This is a genomic window from Acidithiobacillus albertensis (assembly GCF_001931655.1).
GTDB lineage: Bacteria > Pseudomonadota > Gammaproteobacteria > Acidithiobacillales > Acidithiobacillaceae > Acidithiobacillus > Acidithiobacillus thiooxidans.
Genome location: NZ_MOAD01000040.1, coordinates 1 through 21,838, shown reverse-complemented (window position 1 = coordinate 21,838; position 21,838 = coordinate 1). Strand labels below are relative to the sequence as shown.

At 54.5% G+C, this 21,838-nt stretch carries 21 protein-coding genes and 3 pseudogenes; 10 read left to right on the top strand and 14 right to left on the bottom strand.

Translation table 11 applies throughout. From position 1 onward, the window contains the following. The first annotated feature begins 10 nt into the window (after nt 1-10). The 5 genes from BLW97_RS17225 (at nt 11) to BLW97_RS17205 (ending at nt 5,503) form a co-directional block, all read left to right on the top strand. Nucleotides 11-2,407: a type IV secretory system conjugative DNA transfer family protein gene (locus BLW97_RS17225; RefSeq protein WP_075324066.1), complete on the top strand. Its 2,397-nt coding sequence runs from the start codon at nt 11-13 to the stop codon at nt 2,405-2,407. A 30-nt stretch (nt 2,408-2,437) separates the two neighbouring features. Beyond that, on the top strand, nt 2,438-2,632 hold the full coding sequence (locus tag BLW97_RS17220) for an SAM-dependent methyltransferase (RefSeq protein ID WP_242947866.1): 195 nt from the start codon (nt 2,438-2,440) through the stop codon (nt 2,630-2,632). Nucleotides 2,633-2,684: 52 nt separating this feature from the next. Then, nucleotides 2,685-3,125, top strand: coding sequence for a ribonuclease H family protein (locus BLW97_RS17215; protein ID WP_031575594.1), 441 nt, complete (start codon nt 2,685-2,687; stop codon nt 3,123-3,125). Nucleotides 3,126-3,201: 76 nt separating this feature from the next. Then, entirely contained in the window at nt 3,202-4,191 is a 990-nt protein-coding gene (locus tag BLW97_RS17210) for a hypothetical protein (RefSeq protein ID WP_143214973.1), read from the top strand. 643 nt (nt 4,192-4,834) lie between these two features. Continuing rightward, entirely contained in the window at nt 4,835-5,503 is a 669-nt protein-coding gene (locus BLW97_RS17205) for an FRG domain-containing protein (protein WP_077218529.1), read from the top strand. A gap of 12 nt (nt 5,504-5,515) precedes the next feature. Here the strand turns inward: BLW97_RS17205 and BLW97_RS17200 are convergent, their stop codons facing one another. The 8 genes from BLW97_RS17200 to BLW97_RS17165 all read right to left on the bottom strand — a co-directional run bounded on the left by BLW97_RS17200 (nt 5,516) and on the right by BLW97_RS17165 (nt 12,217). Continuing rightward, on the bottom strand, nt 5,516-6,403 hold the full coding sequence (locus BLW97_RS17200; RefSeq protein ID WP_143214972.1) for a hypothetical protein: 888 nt from the start codon (nt 6,401-6,403) through the stop codon (nt 5,516-5,518). Nucleotides 6,404-7,264: 861 nt separating this feature from the next. After that, on the bottom strand, nt 7,265-8,500 hold the full coding sequence (locus tag BLW97_RS17195; protein WP_075324062.1) for a ParB/RepB/Spo0J family partition protein: 1,236 nt from the start codon (nt 8,498-8,500) through the stop codon (nt 7,265-7,267). Between the two features lies 1 nt (nt 8,501). Next, nucleotides 8,502-9,272 carry a ParA family protein gene (locus tag BLW97_RS17190; protein ID WP_075324061.1) on the bottom strand — a complete coding sequence of 257 codons (771 nt, stop codon included), beginning with the start codon at nt 9,270-9,272 and terminating at the stop codon, nt 8,502-8,504. A gap of 2 nt (nt 9,273-9,274) precedes the next feature. Continuing rightward, the gene (locus BLW97_RS17185; protein ID WP_075324060.1) at nt 9,275-9,670 is read right to left on the bottom strand and encodes a hypothetical protein; all 396 of its coding nucleotides are present in this window, start codon (nt 9,668-9,670) and stop codon (nt 9,275-9,277) included. A gap of 137 nt (nt 9,671-9,807) precedes the next feature. After that, complete coding sequence (locus BLW97_RS17180; protein WP_242947865.1) at nt 9,808-10,398, bottom strand: S26 family signal peptidase; 591 nt, start codon at nt 10,396-10,398, stop codon at nt 9,808-9,810. Then, nucleotides 10,370-10,582 (bottom strand): hypothetical protein, encoded by a 213-nt coding sequence (locus BLW97_RS17175; protein ID WP_075324059.1) that lies wholly within the window; start codon nt 10,580-10,582, stop codon nt 10,370-10,372. The genes BLW97_RS17180 and BLW97_RS17175 overlap by 29 nt, the downstream gene beginning before the upstream one ends. Continuing rightward, nucleotides 10,545-10,838 carry a hypothetical protein gene (locus BLW97_RS17170; protein WP_075324058.1) on the bottom strand — a complete coding sequence of 98 codons (294 nt, stop codon included), beginning with the start codon at nt 10,836-10,838 and terminating at the stop codon, nt 10,545-10,547. The genes BLW97_RS17175 and BLW97_RS17170 overlap by 38 nt, the downstream gene beginning before the upstream one ends. 47 nt (nt 10,839-10,885) lie before the next feature. Beyond that, nucleotides 10,886-12,217, bottom strand: a complete 1,332-nt coding sequence (locus tag BLW97_RS17165) for a conjugal transfer protein TraB (protein ID WP_075324057.1) — start codon at nt 12,215-12,217, stop codon at nt 10,886-10,888. A 230-nt stretch (nt 12,218-12,447) separates the two neighbouring features. Between BLW97_RS17165 and BLW97_RS17160 the strand changes: the two are divergent. Further along, nucleotides 12,448-12,714, top strand: a pseudogene (locus tag BLW97_RS17160) (type II toxin-antitoxin system RelE/ParE family toxin); the annotation flags it as partial. A gap of 2 nt (nt 12,715-12,716) precedes the next feature. Further along, nucleotides 12,717-13,013, top strand: a complete 297-nt coding sequence (locus BLW97_RS17155) for an addiction module antidote protein (protein WP_075324056.1) — start codon at nt 12,717-12,719, stop codon at nt 13,011-13,013. Nucleotides 13,014-13,474: 461 nt separating this feature from the next. On the opposite strand, the gene BLW97_RS17150 is transcribed toward BLW97_RS17155, so the two are convergent. Further along, the gene (locus tag BLW97_RS17150) at nt 13,475-14,158 is read right to left on the bottom strand and encodes a hypothetical protein (protein ID WP_075324055.1); all 684 of its coding nucleotides are present in this window, start codon (nt 14,156-14,158) and stop codon (nt 13,475-13,477) included. Nucleotides 14,159-14,552: 394 nt separating this feature from the next. Then, nucleotides 14,553-16,604, bottom strand: a complete 2,052-nt coding sequence (locus BLW97_RS17145) for a DNA topoisomerase 3 (protein ID WP_075324054.1) — start codon at nt 16,602-16,604, stop codon at nt 14,553-14,555. Between the two features lie 344 nt (nt 16,605-16,948). Between BLW97_RS17145 and BLW97_RS17140 the strand changes: the two genes are divergently transcribed. Together BLW97_RS17140 and BLW97_RS17135 are read left to right on the top strand one after the other, a co-directional pair. Then, nucleotides 16,949-17,818 (top strand): transglutaminase-like domain-containing protein, encoded by an 870-nt coding sequence (locus BLW97_RS17140; RefSeq protein ID WP_010642597.1) that lies wholly within the window; start codon nt 16,949-16,951, stop codon nt 17,816-17,818. Nucleotides 17,819-17,826: 8 nt separating this feature from the next. Beyond that, nucleotides 17,827-18,549, top strand: a complete 723-nt coding sequence (locus BLW97_RS17135; protein WP_010642599.1) for a S1 family peptidase — start codon at nt 17,827-17,829, stop codon at nt 18,547-18,549. Nucleotides 18,550-18,670: 121 nt separating this feature from the next. Here the strand turns inward: BLW97_RS17135 and BLW97_RS17130 are convergent, their stop codons facing one another. From BLW97_RS17130 to BLW97_RS17115, 4 genes and pseudogenes are all read right to left on the bottom strand, one after another. Further along, nucleotides 18,671-18,880 (bottom strand): hypothetical protein, encoded by a 210-nt coding sequence (locus BLW97_RS17130; protein ID WP_010642601.1) that lies wholly within the window; start codon nt 18,878-18,880, stop codon nt 18,671-18,673. Nucleotides 18,881-18,883: 3 nt separating this feature from the next. Further along, nucleotides 18,884-19,189 carry a hypothetical protein gene (locus tag BLW97_RS17125; protein WP_010642603.1) on the bottom strand — a complete coding sequence of 102 codons (306 nt, stop codon included), beginning with the start codon at nt 19,187-19,189 and terminating at the stop codon, nt 18,884-18,886. A gap of 693 nt (nt 19,190-19,882) precedes the next feature. Next, nucleotides 19,883-20,134 (bottom strand): annotated as a pseudogene (locus BLW97_RS20125) (transposase); the annotation flags it as partial. Between the two features lie 107 nt (nt 20,135-20,241). Next, nucleotides 20,242-21,216: a glycosyltransferase gene (locus BLW97_RS17115; protein ID WP_075324053.1), complete on the bottom strand. Its 975-nt coding sequence runs from the start codon at nt 21,214-21,216 to the stop codon at nt 20,242-20,244. 200 nt (nt 21,217-21,416) lie between these two features. Here BLW97_RS17115 and BLW97_RS20525 point away from each other — a divergent pair. Further along, nucleotides 21,417-21,676, top strand: a pseudogene (locus tag BLW97_RS20525) (IS701 family transposase); the annotation flags it as partial. Between the last annotated feature and the right edge of the window lie 162 nt (nt 21,677-21,838).

Genomic DNA, 21,838 nt, shown 5'->3' with positions numbered 1-21,838 from the left:
GGACTTCGAGATGGTAAACAGTATCCATGCTCCCAACTCCACCGTCTCCGACTACAAGATCCAGCGCCTCGCCCGGGGCGGCAGGCTCAAGACGACGCTCGCCGGCATTGCGGTTGGCGTCATCGGTTACACGCTAGGCATATCCTATGTGGCCAGGGACGTGTTTCCTGGCTACCAGTGGACCGATGATTTCATCCAGAAGGCGCATGCCTACATCGCGTTGCCTTACGGCTGGCGTCTGTATAATCCCCTGCCTTTCCTGCGCCCCATGATCCTGAACATCCATTACCCGGTGATTCATCAGGCATTCTATGATGCCGGTCTGCCGGCGGTGGTGTTGGGAATGCTTACGGCGGGGATACTCGGGAAAAAGCACAAGGATGCGCAAAAAGCCGTCCTGGACAACCCGGTGCATGGATCAGCACATTGGGCGAGCAGGAGCGACGCGATCCGTGCGGCGCTCCTGCCTTCTCCCCCGCCAAGGACGGTGATGGACCGTCTGCATCCCTGGCTTGGGCTCAAGGGAGATTCCGACTTGGCCCGATGGAAAGACCGGCAGGAAAAGCGGAAAAAGGAGGCCGCCGAGTGGCGGAAGAAGAGGGCGGAGAGCGAAAAGAAACGCCTGTCAGAGATCCCGGAGCCGACAGTTTATGACCGGTTCGACTCCCCCCATGTCTGCTATGTGGGGGCCTTTGTCGAGAACGGGGTGGCCACTCCACTCCAGCACACAGGGGCAGAGCACATCCTGGTCTTTGCCCCGACCCGATCCGGCAAGGGTGTGGGCCTCGTCCTGCCCACCCTGCTGGACGGCTGGATGGATTCGGTGGTGGTGCACGACATCAAGGGAGAGAACTTCAACCTGACGGCCGGATACCGCAAGGCCATGGGCCACCACATCCTGAAGTTTTCACCAGGCTCGGTATCCGAAGAGGGTTGCCACTTCAACCCGCTGGATGCGGTGCGTGTCGGAACCCAGTACGAAGTCAAGGACGTGATGAACATTGCCACGATGATTGTGGACCCGGATGGCAAGGGCCTGAACGATCACTGGCAGAAAACCGGTTTTGCCCTGCTCACGTCCATCATCCTGCATGTGCTCTACGCCATGCCGGACAAGACCCTGCGGGGCGTTGCCGCCTATCTCAACGATCCTACCCTGGAAAGTGTGGACGTAGCATTTGAGCGAATGATGCAGACGGAGCATGACCCGGATGAGCAATATGGCTGGCGGGACGGCAACGGCCAGTTCACCAAAGTGCATCCGGTCATCGCGCAATCCGCGCGGGAGATGCTGAACAAGGCCGAGAATGAAAAATCGGGCGTCATTTCGACCATGATGAGCTTCCTGTCCCTCTACCGGGATCCCATCGTCGCGAAGTGGACCGAGTATTCGGACTTTCGCATTGCCGACCTTCAGGACGCCGAACAACCCGTCTCTCTGTACCTGGTCACCAGTCCCGAAGACAAGAACCGGCTCAAGCCCCTCATTCGCCTCGTGCTCAACCAGATTGCCTCCCAGTTCACCGCTGAAGAACGCCTGGAAGCGAAAGACGGGCGAATCGTCGCCAAGGGAAAGCATCGGCTGCTCTTGCTGCTCGACGAGTTCCCGAGCCTGGGCAAACTCGATGTATTCCTGGACAGTATCGCCTTCCTCGCAGGCTACAACGTCAAGCTGTACCTCATCACCCAGGACATTGCCCAGCTGGAAGATGAAGGCCACGGCTACGGCAAGGCCGGGGCCAAGACCATCATTGGCAACTGCCACATCCGGGCGGCCTACGCGCCCAACCAGGTGGAGACGGCCAAGTGGATCTCTGACATGCTGGGCACCCGTACGGTGACCATGGAAAACGACAACCAGAGTTTCGACGGCTCCATGTTCAGCCAGAACAAGGGCTATTCGACGAGCCTCAGCTACCAGTCCCGCCCCTTGCTGACCGCTGACGAGGTCATGACCTTGCGGGGACCGGAAAAGGAAGGCTCCAATATCAAGACCCCGGGCGATATGCTGGTATTCGCGGCAGGCTTCCACCCCATTTATGGACAGCAGCTGCTCTATTTCAAGAACCCGGAATGGCTCGATCGGGCAGCCATTCGGTGGCCGGAGAAGAGCGATTCCATCCCCGGAGCCAGGAAAGACTACAAAGCCATTCTGGGCGAGTCGGGCGGAACGCTACCCATCCCCCATATTGAGAAAAAACCGGAAGAGCAGGCGCCCAATGGGCAGGGGCCTGTCGAGGAAGTGTCAGACGCAGAGAAGGAAGCCTTGGCAGCCACTCAGTCCGAACTCAATGCACTCGCCGGGGAAAAACCTACTGGCGAGGGGAAATATGATACCAGCGAGCGAGACGCGGAGCGGGAATCATTTGCGGGTCTGACGGAAGATGGTAAATCAGGGCAGGGGTGAATGGGGGGGCGTTACGCACGCCGGGTGCCGATGGCCGAAATCGAGGAGAATGGCTATAACCTCAACTTCTCCCGGTATGTCAGCACGGCCCAGGCCGAGGAAGAAATCTACCTGCAGGCGGTCCACAAGGAACTGACCACATTGGAGGACCAAATCGCAGAGGCCACGCGGCGTCACAATACTTTTCTGCAGGAGCTTGATCTACCGCTGCTGGGGACACCGTGACCGACTGCGTTATACTCTGGACGCAAGCTTTCAGTGCGAGAGGAATCGTTTTGTGACTGTATGGAAAATTTGGTGTGATGGGTCCTGTGGCCCAACCAATCCCGGCCCCTGTGCCTGGGGGGCGGTGATCGAGTCGCCGGATGGGGAGCGCACGGAACATTGCGGCTTTATTCAGAAACGGGGCACCAACAACATTGCCGAACTGACAGCGGCCATTGAGTCCTTGCGCAGGATTCCCGAAGGGGCGGAAGTAATTCTTTGCTCGGATAGCCAATACACCCTGAAGGGATTGGGAGAATGGCTTCCCGGTTGGATCAGGAAGGGGTGGAAAACGGCTTCTGGATCGCCGGTACTGAACCAGGAACACTGGAAACTGCTGCACCAGGAGTACCTTACCCGCAAGGTCAGGCTGGAGTGGGTGCGTGGGCATAATGGTCATCCGGAAAATGAGACGGCAGACCAGCTCGCAAACCGTGGATTGACCTTGGGATGAAGTGGGCGGGCCAGCATGTTCCCTATTTCGCCGCTGTAGCCCACAGCAAAAGAAGCACTTGGGATTCGCTGCCATCATGAGAAAACGTAGCGCCAGAATAGAGGCCCTTCTGGGAGAAATGATGCCGCTCGCGCACGCGGTCGGTAATGCACTGAAGCACGGTTCGGAGATGTCGCGATTGCTGACATCGCTCTACAGCATCATGTACGAACGTGACGACGAAGCCTTTCAGGCGGTGCTTGAAACGCTCCGTGCCGAGGGTCTGACCGATCTTTGGCAATACTTTTGGGATCGGGCTACTGACATGGCTTGTGCGAAATCCTATGAAAATGACTACCGCAGCCTCCTGATTGCCGTTCCCTTCCTGGCTCCCTGGTCCGGGGAATGTCGAGGGGCTGACCGCAAGGCGCTTTCTCAGGTTCTAAAGAAGCAGGGTGTCATACCCCCGCGTGGCAAAATCCACTGGGTTCAGCAACCGCAGTCGATTTACCATTTGAGAGATACCAGCCCAATGCAGCTGTGGGCATTGAACACGCCCACAGCCACAGCCCCCTATCCATGGAACTATAGCCGTGTGACGACGCCTACCATGTACCTGTTGGTGGGGCGATTGGAGTTTCCAGAGCAAAGCAAGCTCCACTGGCCCAATCCGGAATTGCTCATCCAGGCCCAAGCCGAAGCACTGGGCTGGCCGGTAGAAACGCTCGACGCCTGTGCCCCCTTGCAATTCTTTCTGGAAAGTGTGGATGATGAACCCGATTCCAGGGAGGATCGCCTGCTAGAGATGGTCTTCTCGGTCGCTGCAGCAGCAAAAAAACAGATTGAGGAAGAGCACCTTCCTGCAAAGGACTGTAGGGTCCTCCTGGAGGATGGATTAGATAATATGATCCATATCTATCTCCAGCCCAAGCATGGACGCAGAAACCTGCTCTGCAGCCTAGACTACGAGGCCGTCAGAGTGGCTCGGACACAGATCACGGACAAACTCAAACAAGTGCTGGAGGATTTCGGTTTCCCGGTGATCCAGAGTGGGCCTGCTGAAGCGCCATCGACTAAGCTGCACTAATGGGCTACTGGGTGTGGTTAGCCAAATCTTTGGTACTCTGGCCAAGCTTTTTGAGCTATGTGCGAATCCTGGTTATAAACCCAAGAGTCCGGAGGACAAAGACCTGAGTGACCCATGCCTGCACTGGGTTGAAAAATGACAATCGGTGAGAGGCGCATGCAGAAGGCTATGTGGCACTTCGAAAAACCCTAGTTTTTGCAGAATGCCGATCTGCAACCATTTGATTCTTTTAGGTCGGCTTTTCGTCCGGCGGAGTTATTCGAAGTGCCCTATGGTAGTAATGCGGTTGTAACCACTTTATGGAGCTATGGTCTGTGCAGCCCCTGTCAACGGTGTCCTGTGGGAATTCCAAGTTGAAGGGCCGGTACAGACTGATAGCGGACATTTCGTTATATTCGGTCAGGCTGGATAACCATCGGCGACAGGTTAGAGGACGGTGCGTTCTGGTCTCTGAATAACCGGATTAAATTGCAAATCTTTAGAATATCTATCGTCATATTCCATCGCAATTTTGTGTTATTCTTTTAAGTTTTTGGAGTTGATCTTAATGATGGAAAAATGGAAATAGAGTGCTATAAAAAATGGTTTTGCGACTGTCAGACTAAAGTCGTGGAAGTATTTTAACGACTATATAGTTGATGAGATGCTAGATTACGAAACTTATATATGGAGGGGCCAGAGAGAGTCAAAATATGATTTGGCATCTAGTTTTGATAGATTGTTAAGATCAAGAGGAATAAATGTTGCAAACCCGGATAGGTATGCCAGAGAGCACTTAAATAGATTTATTCTTTCTGCGAGAGGGAGGGTAAGCACTCTTTACGATAAAGATGATCAGGAAAAATGGTGGGCCATTGGACAACACAATGGATTAGCGACACCGTTGCTCGATTGGACGAAATCTCCATTTGTTGCTCTTTATTTTGCTTTTGAAAATGATGTAGCTCCAGAATCGCGCTTTCGCTCTGTTTGGGCATTATCATCCACCTCAGAAATTAACAAAAATTTGGAGGAGGCCAAAAAATTAAATAGAGTGCATCCTGTTGTTAATGATAATAATCGGTTAACGGCCCAATCAGCGCTTTTTACAAAACCCCCTTTGGGAGTAACCGTTGATGAATGGGTAAAGAATAACTATCATGGAGAAAGTGGCCAGATGGTGTTAATAAAAATTGATATACCGGATAAAGAAAGAGATGAATGCTTGAGAACGCTTAACAGAATGAATATCAATAGCCTGACCCTGTTTCCTGATCTTTACGGATCATGTAAGCATTGTAATATTTCATTTAAGATAAATAAGTATTGGTAGTGCGGTTTCATTTTATTTGGATCTTATGGATCCGATAGTTGTTACCTTAAGCTCCGGTAGCGGCGTAAAGTGTTTGATACCGAACGCCTGATCGACTAGAAGTGCATGAGCTATTCCACGAAGCGAGATAAGCAGGGCTAGAAGGGCATTTGAGTCAAATTTGTATTCATTTATAGCGCGGTCAACTCCATATGAAGCTGTTTGTCCGACGTTTATAAACGGAATTGTGGATCGATCAAAATGTGGGCGGTGGGACATGTTGTCTCGAACGCTCTTTGCCTTCTCAATCACGGAAGCATAATCCTCGGCAAGCTGCGTCCCTCCCATGCGGTAGGCCAATTCTTGGCGCAACCATCTCTTCCGGGAAACCTTGTAATGTGGCCGGGAAGGGGCCTTGCAGACTTCGCATTCCGCGAACGGGCGTTCGCAGGTGGGAGGAAGACCAATGAGATTCTCAATGAGAATCGTCATATGTAGGAGGCCCCAGTAAGAGCCGAAGAACGGGTCGAAGCGACGCGGGCTTGGTGGCTGAGAGACAAACCACTCGATTGCGGAACGTATCTCCGGAGGCAGCATCAGGAATGCGCAGTAAAGGTCTGCGTACGACATCACCGGCAAGTCCTTGGGTTTCGCAAAAGGTTCACCAACTAGAAAACCAATCACGTCTCCGTAGTCCAGGGCATTGCGCTGATCGCTACCATCATTGGAGTTAGGGATGATTTCAACGACGTGGCGATTGTCATCGTAGTGCGCGGTCCCGTGGTTGTTCATCATCGTGAAGCAGTCGAATACCAGCCAATCCCGGAACCGTTCCGACACGACGTTATCTGCCCAGTCGGCAGGCGCGACGAAGTACGAACGCGACATCCAGATGGACGCCCCATTGTGCATCGGAAGCATGAGTCCACCCGACGGGACTATTACAATGTCGTCGGTAAGGACGTATGGCGCAGTCGGCTTGAACTGGCTGAAATAGACAACGCCTTTTCTGTCGTTAAAGTTCGTTGTCACGGATGTAGCAGCATGAAGTAAAAAGCCTTCCGAAACGATTTTAATTGTACCACTGCAGTCTTGCTATATCTGCAGAGGAACCCGAAAAGACTATATACCCAACATGGGCGCAATGGAACCTAACAATTAAGCATGGCCAAGGCCGCCTGTAGCTGATAGTAACTGTTCCCGAAGGAAATGTCCGCTCTCGCTGCTTATGTATATATATACATAAGCAGCGTTATGTATACCTCGCGATTATGTATAGCAGTAAAGCTGCGAGCCTTGCTACGACTGGGTTGTAGGGCCGAATTGTGCTCGCGAGCTCTATATAATAAATGCTGTTTTGGAGACTCCAGTAAGATGACTGCCCACCGGCGGTGCCGAATATTAGTGTCAGGCTTCCGGATCGGAAGGAGTGCTAGGATTCACAGGTAACCACCTTCCCGAGCAGTAAGTTAATGGTGATCCAAAGATCTCTGATCAGCATTGTGGCCATGGATCAGACCAGTAGCTGAGGTGTTGATCTGTGGCGCATGCGGAGTCCTGTCGTGTTGACTACACACCGGATCGACCAATTTTATGTATAGCATCACGATACCACTCCTACCAAATGGCCAGCATTGACAGGGCTTACAGCCAGCTCGACATGCGCACTATACATAATCACGTAGTATACATAACGCTGCCCTGCCGCCGTTGAGCCCTGATGGTCGGCAGCAGACTGATTGCGGCCGTTCATTGGCGGTGATACATGACATTACCCGACCCTTAATTTAACACCAACTCCAACACCTCAATGATCTCCACCGTTCCCATCGTCCCGGGCAATTCGCGCCCCGCCTTTGCAAAGGCCTGCTCCAGCAGAAGGCGGGGGAGGGTCACCGTCACCTGATTCGGCAGGGATGCCCCCGGCAGGGATGCTCCATCCGCTGGATCTCCGACCACCACTCCATTCTCATCCACGGCGCCCCCATCCTCGATGTCCTCATCGCTATCAACTTCGGACAGGTCAATCGTGGACAAATCCACTTCTTCCCCATTGGCATCAAAAGCCCTTGCAGGGTGCGAACCCATCACGGCCCTATTTTCCTGCTGCATGTCCACCTCCTGCGGTTTTCCGCTCAAACCTTGTTCGTAGCGATCTTCCTCTCTATCCACCAGCACGCGGGAGAGGGTTTCCCCGGCCTGCAGGCTGGCACGGATGGCGTCCAGCACGATGCGCTTGTCCTCGTCCTTCATCCATCCTTTCATGCGACTGATGTCCGTTTGCCCGATAGACTCCAGCGGAACGCCCAGATACTCCGCCACCGCCTGCGCATCTTCGCTCCCCAGAGAGAGCATCTGATGTACCCATGCCTTGGATCGACCCAGCCGCTTGCCCAGATCCGCCAGGCTCGGCTTGGGGTCCAGGCTATCCATCAACTGCTTTACGGCCTTCGCCGTATCCACGGGCGTCATATCCGCCCGCGCCAGGTTTTCGACCAGCTGCATTTCCAGCCGGTCGGCGTCTGTGTCGGGCTCCAATATCACGGCTGGAATCCGGGACAGGTCATAGCCCTTGCGACGGCATGGCTGGCCACTGTCCCGGGCAGCCATGGATGCCCTCCAGCGCCGCTCGCCCGCTATGATCCGATACCTTCCCGACGCGACATGACGAACCGCGATGGGCTGCAATACCCCATGCTGCAAGATGCTCTCCTTCAGCAGTTCCAGATCATTGTCGATGGCGTCCTGCGCCCCGGATGCCACAAACGTCTTGCGCGGCTGCTCCGGGTCCGGCTCAATCTCCGACAACTTCAGAAAGAGCGCCGAAGCGGCTCCGCCGCCGACCGTCCCGCTCGCGACGTCATTCCGTTCATCCGCACGGGCCGCTTCCTGCCCCGAATTTCGTCTACCGGGTAGACGATCGGCTTTGGCAGCGGTCTCGCCGGAATCTCCCGCCATCTCGGCCAGCGTGCGCTTCATCTCATCAAAGAGATTCTCTGAAAGATCTACCTTGGCCATTTTATCCCTCCTTCACCGTTTCTTCCGTCGGCACCCGGTCCGTTTCCAGAATCATCTTGCAGGCCATGGCCCATTTCGCCGCCGCCGCGTCTTTCGGGTCCAGCTTCCAGACGGGCATCCCCTGTTTCATGGCGTTGGAAACAATCTGCCGATTGGTCAGATGCACCGGAAGCACATGCTGACCGAAACCCGACTCGGTGATCGCATCCACGACCATCTGCTGGTTCGTGGAGTTCAAAACCCGCTTGTTGATGACCAGGGACAATCCCAGATCGACCTGCGAGGCGATCTCCCGCCAAACCTTTAGCAGCGAAGTGAGCCCCTGCAACGCCAGCAGGTCGGGCTCCACGGGCGCCACCAACAACCCGCCCAGATAGAGCGGGGCCAGCTGCTGTACGCCGGCAGCTGGTGGCGTGTCGATGACCACCACATCAAAATCGATATTCAGCAAACGGTTCATCGCCTCCTGTCCGGCCTTCAATCCCTGCTTTTCCACCAGATGGACATGCTGGTGGCCTGGCAGGATTTGGAGATCCCCAAACCGGGTATCCTGGAACTCCAGACTGGTGTCCCCGTCCCACAGGTCTAATACCGATTTGCCACGGCCATTCGGCTCCCCCGTAGTGATAAAAGTGGCGTTGCGTTGGCCGTCCATATCCACGAGCAATGTCTTTTTCTTCGCCGCCATGCTGGCGTAAGCCGCAATGTGAACGGCAAGAGCGGTCTTTCCTACCCCGCCCTTCTGATTGGTCACGGTAATGATCTGTGGCATCTCTACCTCTCTTCTCGCGCTTTCCGCCGCTCCTGCTCATGCAGTGGCGGGTACAGAACCCAGGAATACCAATACAACATCGTATAGAGCACATCGGGCAGGTCGACTCCGTTCCGGTGGCTGACCTCTACCAAGTTGTCCGCCAGATCGCAGGGAATCCGCACGTTCACTTCCACCCATTCCGGGTCGGCCAAGGCCGGGCGGTGCCCATCCCGCCATCGAAGTCCTTTCTCCCACGCTTTTTCGGCCAGAAACCAGGAAGCGCAGTCCTCATGGACGGCCCGCAGCGTCATCCCCTGAACGAAGGCCAAAGCCTGGATGTATAAGTGCATCTTCAGCGGGATCACTGTCGATTCCCCCGCATAGGGCATACCGTTAAAGAGAGATGGTGTCAGCATGCTTTTCCCGGCGTGACCCTTTTCACGAATGGGTATAGATCAGCACCGGGCCAGATCGTCTACCGGGTAGACGCCAAACCAGATCCTGCCGTCGGAATCGTCTACCGGGTAGACGATTTACGAGGACGGCCCGGGGCTCAGTCTCCCTTCCGAAGCCAGAACTGACTCCCGGGAATCGTCCACCAGGGAACCGCCCGTTGCAGGATGCTGGTTTCCGGGATCGGGCCATAATAGCTGGAGTCAAAGGCATAGTTGCCTGGGGCGTAGAGCCAGATCTGCCCATGCTTCAAGTGATAGGTGCCGAAAGGGTAATGGACAATCCGGTGCTGGTGGCCGGGCGTCCAGCGATCCACCCGGGAGTTCGGCAGAGTGTGCCCATCTACCCGGACCCCGGATCTCGTAAGCCGCACGGTCTGCCCGGGGACAGCGGCGATCTCTTTGATCCACGGCTGTCCAGCGGGAAACCACTGGTACTTCAGGCCTTCCGCGACGGCGGCATGATGGGCGGGGCCAGGAATCTCGACTTCGACCAGTTCTCCATCATGCAAAGGATAGGGCGAGCCGAGAAGCTGGTAGAGGCCCACCGGCTCGCAGGTGGAGTCGTTCAACACCAGATGCTGGTACTGCATCCATAGCCCTACGGCAGCATTCAGCACCAGTACACCGATGATCGCCCATGTGCCCCACCAGAGCAGCCGCTTAGCGATTGCGGCGGATATTCTTTGCATGGTGGCGCTCCAGAAAAAAACGTGCGGGGCCTGTCAATAGCCGAAAGGGGAAGAAGAATAGCCACTCGAACTGGGTGGCACCCCAAAGCAGGGCTTCGGCCAGCTTGCGCGGGCCGGGCCGCTCGAAGAAGGCGATGAGCCTCTGGTCAAGCCGAGCGATGACTTGTCGAAGAGGATTGCTCACGCACCCGCTCCTTCAGGACAGTGATCGCCTTTTCCAGAGAGGCTTCCAGGGCAGCAATGTGCTGTTCAGCCGGAATCCGCGAATAATCCGCAGAGAGCACCTTTTCCCATTTGGCAATCCACTGTTGCGCGGTGAGGGGACGGGACAGGTGCGTCTTGAGCAGATCCTTGAGTCGTTCACGACGCTTGTCATCCAGGGAATCCAGAACGGACTTCCAGGCCAGCATTGGATCGCAGGGATCAGTTGGGTTTCCCATGGAAACTCCTGCCTTCATATGATCAGGCTTCTTCATCCGTTCCCCCGTCATCGATTCACCGCAAACAACACAGGCATTCCAAAAAACGCGCCCCAGGCTTTTGCCGAAGCCCTTTGGATGGCCGGGATGTCGGTCCCCCGCGCCCACCAGTCATTGGCCGGGGCCAGCAGGACTTGTATCCCATGCGGGTATAGATCGAGGGCAGGCCACATCAGCAGTTGCTCATAGCAGATGAGATAGCCGACTTTTTTGCCGTCAATCTCCGTGGTTTCCGGTTTCCTGGAAAACGGCGCCATCCGGAAGCTGTCACGGGGATGCCACGGGTGCCACATCGAGAAAGGTACCGGGATGTGATCCGGCAGTACCGTCTGGTGGCCATCCTGGATCTTCACCAGAGCATCCAGATAACCCTTGGCAAGGGGCACATCGGCCCCGAGCAACACGATTTGTTCTGGATGTCGCGCCGTCCAGCGGATGACCGGACGCCAAATGGCCCGGGTGCCCGGCAGCCAGGGCCCGGCCACGGTTTCGGGGAGCAATACCACGTTGTCGCCAGAGCGCAGATCCGCCAAAACCTTGGGAGCCATTTCCATGGACGCATCGACATAGGAAAGGTTGGAACGCAGGCGGCCCAGGTGGGTATTGATGCCCACCCAGCCAGCGGGCGCTGTGGGCAGCGGGTGACCCATCATGTCATCCAGTGCCGGTACCTGCTCGGCCAGGGCAGGGAAGGCAAAACCCAGAAGCCAGAGATTGAAGATGACGATTCCGGCCATCAGTAAACGCACCGGGATATCCTGATTCTTCCGCTCCCAGTAGCCCAGAGCGGAGATCCCGAGAATGGTCAGCAGGATGCCGGTTGGGCCTGCGGCAACGGCGCCGAGCCAGGGGGAAGTCCAGCCGATGATTCCCAAGGGTGGCAGAATCGTCGAGACAGCAGAGGTAATGATAGTGGCCGTGACCGCGCCAAAACCGCCGCCTGCAAGGCTGCCACCTGCAAGGCCGCCGCCACGGAAATACAGAGCAATGTACGGGTACGCTAGATAAGGCAGGGCAAAGGCCAGCGATGACAGCGACCAGAACCCAATACCGAGAAATAGTCCGGAGTGTGGGAAGAATACCGACGTGCCTTTGATGAGGCCGTAGGTCGTCGCCAGGTGGTAACCGAACATCAGGGCAAATGGCGCCAACCAGTGCCGCTTGTTCAAAACTGGCAGAAGCAGCAAGGCCAGTGGCGCAAGCCAGATGGCGTGAGGCCAGGCCAGGGCGCCAACCAGGGCACCCAGGAGTACCGGAATGGCGAATCTGGAAACGGGAGCGGACTTTCTCCGCGAATCGTCTACCGGATAGACGGAAACGGTTACGTATTTGCTCTGCATGAGCAGGTATAGATCGGAGATGGGGCAGATCGTCTACCGGGTAGACGATGTATGCCCACCCAGTTGGCGGGGTATAGATCAGGGGTGGGGCAGCGGCAGGATTCCGACGGACCAGCCATCCAAAGTTTGGTACGAAGGTTTGAAAAGCATGGGAACAGAAGCTTGGTTTTTAGTAGTTTATGAACTACAATCCCCATGCGATGATCGAACTCAAGTAAACAGAGACTTTCAGAAAGTGGTGGACGAAGCTCAAAGATGAACGAGCTCGTGGCATCGTTGCTGGTCGCCTGGATCGTCTCGCTTACGGGTTGATCGGCGACGCGGGGCCGGTGGGGGAGGGGATCAGTGAGCTACGCATCCACCATGGCCCTGGGTACCGCGTTTATTTTCAGCAACGGGGAAGCATGATCATCGTCTTGCTCTGTGGTGGCAACAAGAGCACGCAAGCGAAGGATATCAGGGTAGCAAAGCGCCTGGCTGCTGAATGGAGTGAATGACCATGAGTGAAAAATTATCTACTTTTGACCCTGCCGAAGGGCTGGCATCAGACGCGGCCATCGCAGCCTTCATGGCCGATGCGTTTGAATCTGCAGACGCCGGCTACATTGCGCACGCGCTGGGCGTCGTGGCCCGCGCCAAGGGAATGGCTCAGATCGCTGGGGAAACTGGTCTTTCGCGTGAACAGTTGTACCGCTCATTCAGCGAGCGCGGCAATCCGACGCTCAAGACCACGCTAGCAGTCATGAAGGTCCTAGGGATTGAACTTACGGCAAAACCGGGGCCACAGGGCCGATGATGGCCAATCATATCGGTAAAGCCACCGACTATTAGGCTACGCTCGCCAGAACCGACCGTTTTCTGAGCCTGGATAGCTCCGGTGTGCCATCACCGCACGACAACCAGGACTGCTGCAATAGAGATCGAGCGAAGAGATCTTCCTGACAAACATCGTTCCACGCATTGTGCGCTTCAGTTGTTTTTGGGGGGCAGGGCAGGGCAGCGGGGCGGGCGATCGTCTACCGGGTAGACGGGCGCAGCGGCCACGTTTTCCCGGAAAACGCCCACATTACCCCTTCTTTATCTTGCGTTCCGCTTTTCTTTCGGTAGACGCTTTTTTTGGCGTTTTCGTCTGCCGGGTAGACGATTTTTTAGAGCAGCGTTCAGCGGGAATACGCTTTTATTTACCGATTCTGGGTCCAGCGTCTACCGGGTAGACGCCCGAACACAGGCCCGATTGGGTGAAAAATGCGAGATCGTCTACTGGGTAGACGACTCAGAGAGCAGTAAGTGGTATTCAAGCCACCAGGCGTACCTGCCGCCGATTAGAGCTCCGGCCCATCGAACCAGAGGGATGATGCTCACAACCAATACACAGGAAAGGACGAGGCCTTGTACGGCCAGACCAGCCAGCCCCGACAGCATGAGCTGTAGCGCCAGTGAATATAGCGGGAAGAGCACGATGAAGATCGCGGCGACGAATCTCCAAAGATTGCCATCAATAGGATAGAAAAACGTCGGCTCCATCTTTGCCAGATCGGGGTGAGTGCGCTCGAACAAGGCAAACCAAGCGAGCCGCTCGCCGTCGTTCGCGCACATTCCGAGTAGTTTTCGCCTCACGGAGGAATCGTTATATGCGCGTGGAATAGCCAGCAAGAGGAAACCCATCTCGAATGCCAGAAAGACCAGAAGCGTCAAATGCAAAAAGAGCGTCAGAGCGAAAGCGAGTGCCCAGATCAACCAGAGAACGCTCCCAACAAAGAACAATGGAACATCCCAGCGGGTCATCACCCGCAAAGGTATGCAGGCAACCTGCGGAGGATGGCGAAAGTCTGCCCACACTATGAGTGGAATCCTCCAAAGTTCGGAAAGCACAGATTTACTCACTCGTCGTACACTCCAGACCGCAACGATAGCGGCTACCAGCCAAGCCAGAATTTCCATGGTATCTACAAGCCCTCCAGTGAGAAAGGATCAATCCCAGACGGGTATAGATCAGCGAGAGGTTTTCAAACCCGAATCGGGTCAGTCTCCTCGGTAGACGATTTCTGACAGCGGAGATCGGCCCAGCGTCTACCGGGTAGACGATTTTTTGGAGCGTTATCCCCGCGATCCACGGTCCGAAGCCCAGACAACGAAGCGGGGTCCAACTGGACCCCCGGCGGCCGTCTGGGTTGTGGTCGGCAAGCCGGAACGTGTACCGGCTGGTCGTTACACGGTAACGAGCCGTCCACAAGGCGGTGGAGCTGCGGGGATAACGCGACCACATGTCCTGCGGCAGGAAAAGCGGGGTTCGTCTACCGGGTAGGCGATCTCAGGAAGCAACAAATTGTCTCGCTCATGTTTTTTTCTCGCTCCACTTCGTTCCGAGCTTCTTGGCATCCTGCTTGTCCGGCCACCAGCAGGACTGGCAGCCCTCGCACTTGAAAAAGGCGTCGCCTTTCTTGGTCTTCAGGGTGATGGTCGGTTTTTTGCAGTCTGGACAGGAAGGGCCTGCTTTCGCAGCGCCTCCGCGCATTTTTCCGGTAGACGCCTTACCCCGCGCGCTCGTGGCGGACCGCGCTTGCCCAACGGCGATGGTCGCCGCCTTGGCTGCTTCGATCATGCGAGAAACGAATTTGCGCTGGGCTTCCTCGAACTGCTGTAGCGTCACGCGGCCCTCAGACACGGATGATAGGGCATCTTCCCAGCGTGCCGTCAGGACGGGATCCGTGAGGTCTTTGGGCAGCGCGTGAACCAGCGCCCGCCCTGCCTGGGTGGAGAGAATCTGCTTGCCTTTGCGCTCCATGAATCCCCGGGTGAGCAGTGTTTCGATGATGCTAGCCCTGGTGGCCTCAGTCCCCAGGCCAGAGGTTTCCTTGAGTTTGGCCTTGGCGGCCTCATCCTCAACCACCTTGTGGATGTTGCTCATGGCCTCAATGAGCGACCCATCCGTAAATCGTGCCGGCGGCTTGGTCTGTTTTGCCTGGACATCTGCATCCTGGACGGTCAGAACCTGGCCTTTTTTGAGCGCCGGGATCGGCTGGGCGGGGGTGTCATCATTATCGTCATCGGTCATCCCATACACGGCTTTCCAGCCTGCGGATACCGGAATGTTGGCAGTCGCCTTCCAGTCCTCGCCGGTGCAAGTCAGTAGGGCCTTGATCGCCCGGTACACATAGGGCGGATAGAACTGCGCGAGATAGGAGCGGACGATGATCTCGTAGACTTTGGCCACTGCGGGGCTCATAGAGCCCTGCATGGAGCCGGTCGGAATGATGGCGTGGTGCGCCGTCACTTTGCCCGTATTCCAGATGGCCGACTTCCGGTTAGAATCGGCGGCTTTCACCAGATCCGCAAATCCAGCTTTTGCCAGGCCGGACAGTATCTGTCCGGCATCCCCATGCTGTTCTTCAGGTAGATAGCGGCAATCGGTCCGGGGATAGGTCGCCGCCTTGTGCTCCTCGTACAGCGCCTGGGCCGCATCAAGGACATTTTGTGCCGACATGCCGAGCTTGGCCGAGCAGACCTTTTGCAGTTCGGCGAGAGAGAACCCTAGCGGTGCCTGTTGCTGCTTTTCGTCGCTGGTGAAATCCTTCACCGTGGCCTTGCCGTCTGCCTTGGCCTGGGTTGCCAGTCGGTCAGCTGCTTTCCGGTCGGTGAGGAAGCCTTCGGCATCGACGCCCTCGAAGTCCTCCCGCAGATCCCAGGCGGCCCAGAATCCTGTGTAAATCCGAGGAACGTAGTAATCTTTGGGTTTGAAGTGCTCGATCTTCTCATCACGGGCCACGACCAGAGCCAAGGTCGGCGTCTGCACCCGACCCACGGAGACGACTCCGGCGCCGCTGTTGCGCAGCGTAAATGCGCGGGTGAGATTCATGCCCATGAGCCAGTCCGCGCGTGCGCGGGCTTCGGCAGAATTGCTGAGATTCTGATATTCCCTATTGTCCTTGAGCGATGCCAGAGCCTTACGCACGGATTGCTCATCGAGGGCGGCCAGCCAGATCCTCTGGGTTGGGCCTTTCCAGCGGAGTTCCTCCAGGATCTCATCCACCAGCAGCTGACCCTCTCGGTCCGGATCGCCGGCATTAACGACAGACGAGGCTTTCTTAAGCAGTTCCCGGATCACCTTGATCTGGGCCTTGGCGTCATCTTTTGCCCGCTTCTTCCATTGCTCAGGAAAAATGGGCAGTTCCTCAAAGCGCCATTTCTTCTTGCCCTTTGGCGTGGTAGGAACATCATCAGGCGTGTAGAAGTCCGGCTCTTCCTGCTCGAATATATGGCCGAAACACCAGGTCACGACGGTATCGGATCCGCACTGAATGAACCCGTTACCCTTGTTCTTCGGTCCAGGCAAATACTCGGCTATGCCTTTACCCAGGCTGGGTTTCTCGGCAATGTATACTTTCATCAGGCACCCTCTATTGTCTACCGGGTAGACGCTCTGCGTCACCCCAACGTGAGGGTATAGATCGTTGTTGGGTCGGTCACTGTCACCGACCGGCAGACGTTAAATCCGAACGACCAAGATGCAGCGGAAGCGGTCGTTCGCTGGACTGACCATCACGTTCTCAAAACCCGTCACTATGACTGTTGACTCATATTTTGAAGAAGCCCCTTTCAAATCAATTATATAAATTATATTTTTCAAATAGTTGCATCAACAAAGCTGGCTCAGCATGACAAAGAGATATACGATAGGGCTAGACTTGAAACCAGAGTCGCCCAGTTATAGCGCAGAGAGATGCCTTGGCTATGATTCATCTGCAACTATCCTTGGCGCTGAGTTATGAAGTGAATGCGCCCGGAAGTGATTTTATTTTCAACATCCATGCCGCGCAAACGAAGCGGCAGAAAGTGGTTCATGAATCTTTAATCATCAACCAGAATGTACCGTGGAACGTCGAAGACGATCCTTCAACGGGTAACCGTTTTCTACGACTAAGCGCCGCAACGGGGCTCCTGCAGGTAAGGTACACAGCGTCTGTCGAACTAAGCCATCACATAGCTGAACCGGAACAGGTAGGCGAGATTCCAGTGGCGCATTTGCCATTCCAGGTGCTGAGGTATTTATACCCAAGTAGATACTGTCAATCAGATCGTCTCTATCTGCTCGCCATGCGAGAGTTCGGCCACTGTCAAACAGGATATAGCCGTGTGCAGGCAATTTGTGACTGGGTGGCGGGGCGTATTACCTATGTAAAAAACACCTCCGACTCCAACAGCTCTGCTATTGACACCCTTATAGAAACGGCGGGGGTTTGTCGCGACTTCGCGCATTTGATGATTGCGCTTTGCCGTGCCAGCAATATTCCCGCACGGTTTGCGACAGGTATTAATTATGGCGTAAATCTGACCTATGACACTTTCGACTTCCATGCTTATGTAGAGGTTTACTTGGTTGGAGGCTGGTATTTATTCGACCCTTCTGGCATCGCGATTCCTATGGGGTTGTTACGATTGGGTACGGGTCGTGATGCCGCTGATGTAGCGTTCGCGACGATTTTTGGAGAGGTGGTATCTTCCCCACCATGGATAAGTATTGGGGCCATTGCCGATGCCAATGGTTCTCTTGTCTTGCCGCAGAGGGTACCCTCCGCCCTGTCGACGGATGACTGGCACTAAGGATTCCCATGATTGAATCATTGCTCTTAACCACGGTTCGCGTGTCGACGTTCGATAATACGCGCCTACTCACGCGTGCCAGTGGTTTTTTTTTCGCCCGAGGCGAGCACCTTTTTTTTGTGACCAGTCGGCACGTATTGACTGATAAGCCCAGTAAACATTTCCCCAACCGCATTGAGATTGAACTACATACCGATGCTGAAAATTTAACCTGTGCAACCGCATTATCTATTGATCTATACCATGAGGGTAAGAGTCTATGGCGTCAGGGTAAAGATAGCGGCGGTGAAATTGATGTAGCAGTGATTGAAATCAATCGTAACGACTTACCGGAGTCCGTGGTGATCCAGTGTTTTACACCCGCACATTTGCAGAGTGTGTTCCAAGAAATTGAAGTGGGTAGTTTTTTATTGGTTGTGGGCTTTCCGCTGGGATTCCATGATACGCTGCACCATCTACCGGTAGTACGGCAAGCCGTTATTGCCTCTTCTTTCGGTTTACGTTTTCAGGGTCAGGGGTATTTTCTAACGGATGCCCGGACACATCGGGGCAGCAGTGGCGCCCCAGTGGTCCTGCGCTCTGCGAACAGGGACCAGAATTTACCGTGGAAACTGCTGGGGGTGCACTCAGCGCGTATTGATATGGGAGGGAGAGATGTAGAGGTAGATGAATCGCTGGGCCTTAATTGCACTTGGTACGCCGATATTCTGATGACCCTGACAGCCAATTAAGAATGCGCATATGTGGCTGCAAATTGGTTCGCCCACTCCGCATGCTGCGGATACTGAGTTTTTCATCGTGCCGAGATAATTGAGTCCAGAAAGAGATATTGCGCATCATTAGGGCAAAGATCTAGGGTTTCTTTGCATCCAATCCCGGCAGGTTCACGCCGAAGTAGCCACCCAGTAGACCTACTCCTGCACCAATGAACACTTCTATCGTCCGCATGGCGGCATTTATCCATGGATTCGCTGCGTTCAAATGGGAAAAGATCACAATGATCGTCCTGGCATGTGGCTGGAAATTCTGCCGTATGGACAACTGTGTTAAAGGGACGGTCATTTTTCATTGCTCCATGAGGCAGACCGTTAATTGTCGTTCATGTTGTAGGTATGCGCGTAGCATCAGGCTCAGGTAGCGCTCAATCGCCGAGACCGACAGATTGTCTACATCGCGATAGTGTGCAATGCACCATTGCCCGGCTTTGTGTGCATTACCGATGCGCAGAGTCAGTTGATCAAAGGTCGAATGTGGAATTTGTAAATACCGTGTGTGGCCTTGGTGATTGGCTAAATCAATGCGCACAGAATCTGTAAGGGTCGTCGATGGGACTTCATTGGGATTCATCTGATGACTGAAAGCTGATTCCATAATTGTGCTTCCTCAGGTAGTGTTCGACGGCCGTATCTAGTGAGATGGATTTTCAGGTTATGACATCGGGCGTTTTTCGCTGGCTAATTTGCTGAACTTGTGTCAATCCATAGACATATTCAACCAGCGGTTGCAAAGTTTTCTGGACGTCTTTCTGAAGAGCATCGGGGCGATCACTTTGACTTTTTTCCGCAGCCCTGAAATTCCCGGTCGTTGATACAGATATTCTGTTGCCTAGATCATTTTTATTTGCATGCTAACACCGCCTGGTTTGTCATCAGCGTCTTCATCATGACAGACCTAGTCATCATGCAAAACGGTTTTAAGACCGCTCATTCCTGCCCATGCGGATGAATGCTGACTTGTCAGAGAAGTGGGTGCGGAAACCAAGATGCGCTGTACACTCAGTGGCCTCTATCATCTTGCTCAGCATCCTTGGTATTGCCGTATTTGGAATAGACTTGGCGTATGGTGCGTTTAAACGCCAGATCATCCCTTTCTATACCTGTTAGGACCAATAATGTTTAGGCCGACTGATGATCTATCGTAGGCAGTTTATAGTGAGTCGTCTGTGCGGTAGGACACATATGCTAGTCCAGCAGATTGTTAATGAGCAGCATTCGTTAGCCATAAATATCAGGTTTTAACCATCCCATATCGTGAAAATATTATCGTTTACTTACTTATTCCTGATTAGCACGATGATTCCGCTGAGCGGAGCCAGTGCTCGGGCCTTGGTCCGGTGTTGATGGCGGCGCGAAGTAAACTCATGGGTAAAGTGGCAAGATTAAAACGGTGGTTGAAGCGATCAGTCACGGTGGAGAGATAACGTTGAACATATTTCCGAAACTTAAAAGTATGGTAGGGACCGGAAAGACTTATTTTGAGATTGCCCAGCACGGTGTTAACCCAGCTGAACTGAGGCAAATCCTTCGGTTTGCGTCCACCAGACCGTCTCTTTGTCCAGATGATACAGACGGCGCACTTTGGCTATGGTTTCCATGCAAATCACTCCAGGTTCCTCCCGGCAAATCCGGCAGGATATCAGGTGGTCAATTTACACGCTGTTTTCCACCCAATTCTGGCAACTTTTGCACGCTGTTTAACACTCTAAGCAAAGATATTGCGAGCTCGCGACCACGCTTTGCGGCTCTATATTTTGCACGCGCTAATGGATTAGCACGCAGTAGTGCGCGAAAAAAATGAATATAACCCATTGCACTTGCGTCTCCTACCCAGACTTGCCACTGCCGGCTCATCCAACGCCGCCCGCCTATCAACTGCGTTTGGGTTACCCACATCCAATTGAAGGCGGCGTTTTCCGTTGCATCGGGATGGAAGACACCCCTCTGGTCGAAATCCATTCGCGGGGCTGGGTAGTGATCCACCGCCACTTCTGGGTCGTACATCAACTTCCAGCCACGGCGTTTTACGGCGAGCGAAAAGCCCATTTCGTTATGCACTTGCGCACCCATCCCACGTAGACAGGTATCAAAACGTAACCCTTCCATAGCCGTACGCCGAAAACTCATGTTAACACCCTTCAGAATATCCACTTCGCGCGCAGGTCCCACACCTAGATGGTGATTACCAACGATGCGTCCAAACCACTGAACTCGCCCCACCATGCGCCGTTGACCATCGACCACCGTGCCGTCCGGCGTATGGACCCAGTCGCGCCCGCCTACCCCACCGATCCGGGAATCGGCCTCAAAGTGTGCAGCGATGTGCGCGAGCCAGTCGCTGTGAGGCGCTGCGTCATCATCGGTAATCGCCACGATTTCCGCTTTGACACTCAGCAAACCCGTGTTCAGCGCATGGACTACACCCGGTTCGTTAACTTTAACAATTTCCAGAGGCAAGCGTTCGGCAAATGCCTGTGCGACCAAATGTGATGATTTGTCCACATCCCGCGCCACGACTATTACTTGCACTGGCGCCAGATACTGGCAACACAAGGCTTCAAGGCAGCGGCGCAGATCGTCCGGACGACGGTAGCTGGGTACGAGAACGGATAAATCGGTCATCAGGGGCTCCTTGAGAAAACGGAAAAATCGTACGACAAGCTTCCTAACTCTAGTTTAGACATTCAGCCCGGCTCCGCCGGGTTTTTATTTTCTATTTTTGCTACGAAAGTGCTTGACACCGTGATAGCGCCGTGCGGCCGACCCTTTGGAAAAAAGGGTCGGCCAATGAAAAGTGTTTTAGGCTTCTCGGAATCACTGCCATGTCCTTTCAGCGTCTCGTTACCCTCCGCCTTTCGGAGTGGATTTCCTACTTTCTCGCGGCCATGCCGCCCGCTCGCGGCGCAGCTTCCTCGAACTGCTTTGCAGGTGCCTGATCTCCCCTGATGGCTGGGTCACTCGTGCCCTCAGCCATATTTCACTGCGCTGCCATTGGACCACTTATTACAAACTCCTGGAGCGTGAATCCTTGCGGACCCAGGTTCTGGCCATCGCTCAAGTCCGTTGGCTCCCGTCCACCATAGCTTTTCAGAATTTTTGCAGGATTCCAACTTGTCTCGAGCTTGCACTGTTTTTACATCAGCCTACTTCCTGCGACATTTTTCCTATGAATTAACAACATGACAGAAAATTTTGTTACGCTACTCGCGATTTTTTCTTGCGTGTCAGTAGAGCTATTGGCTTG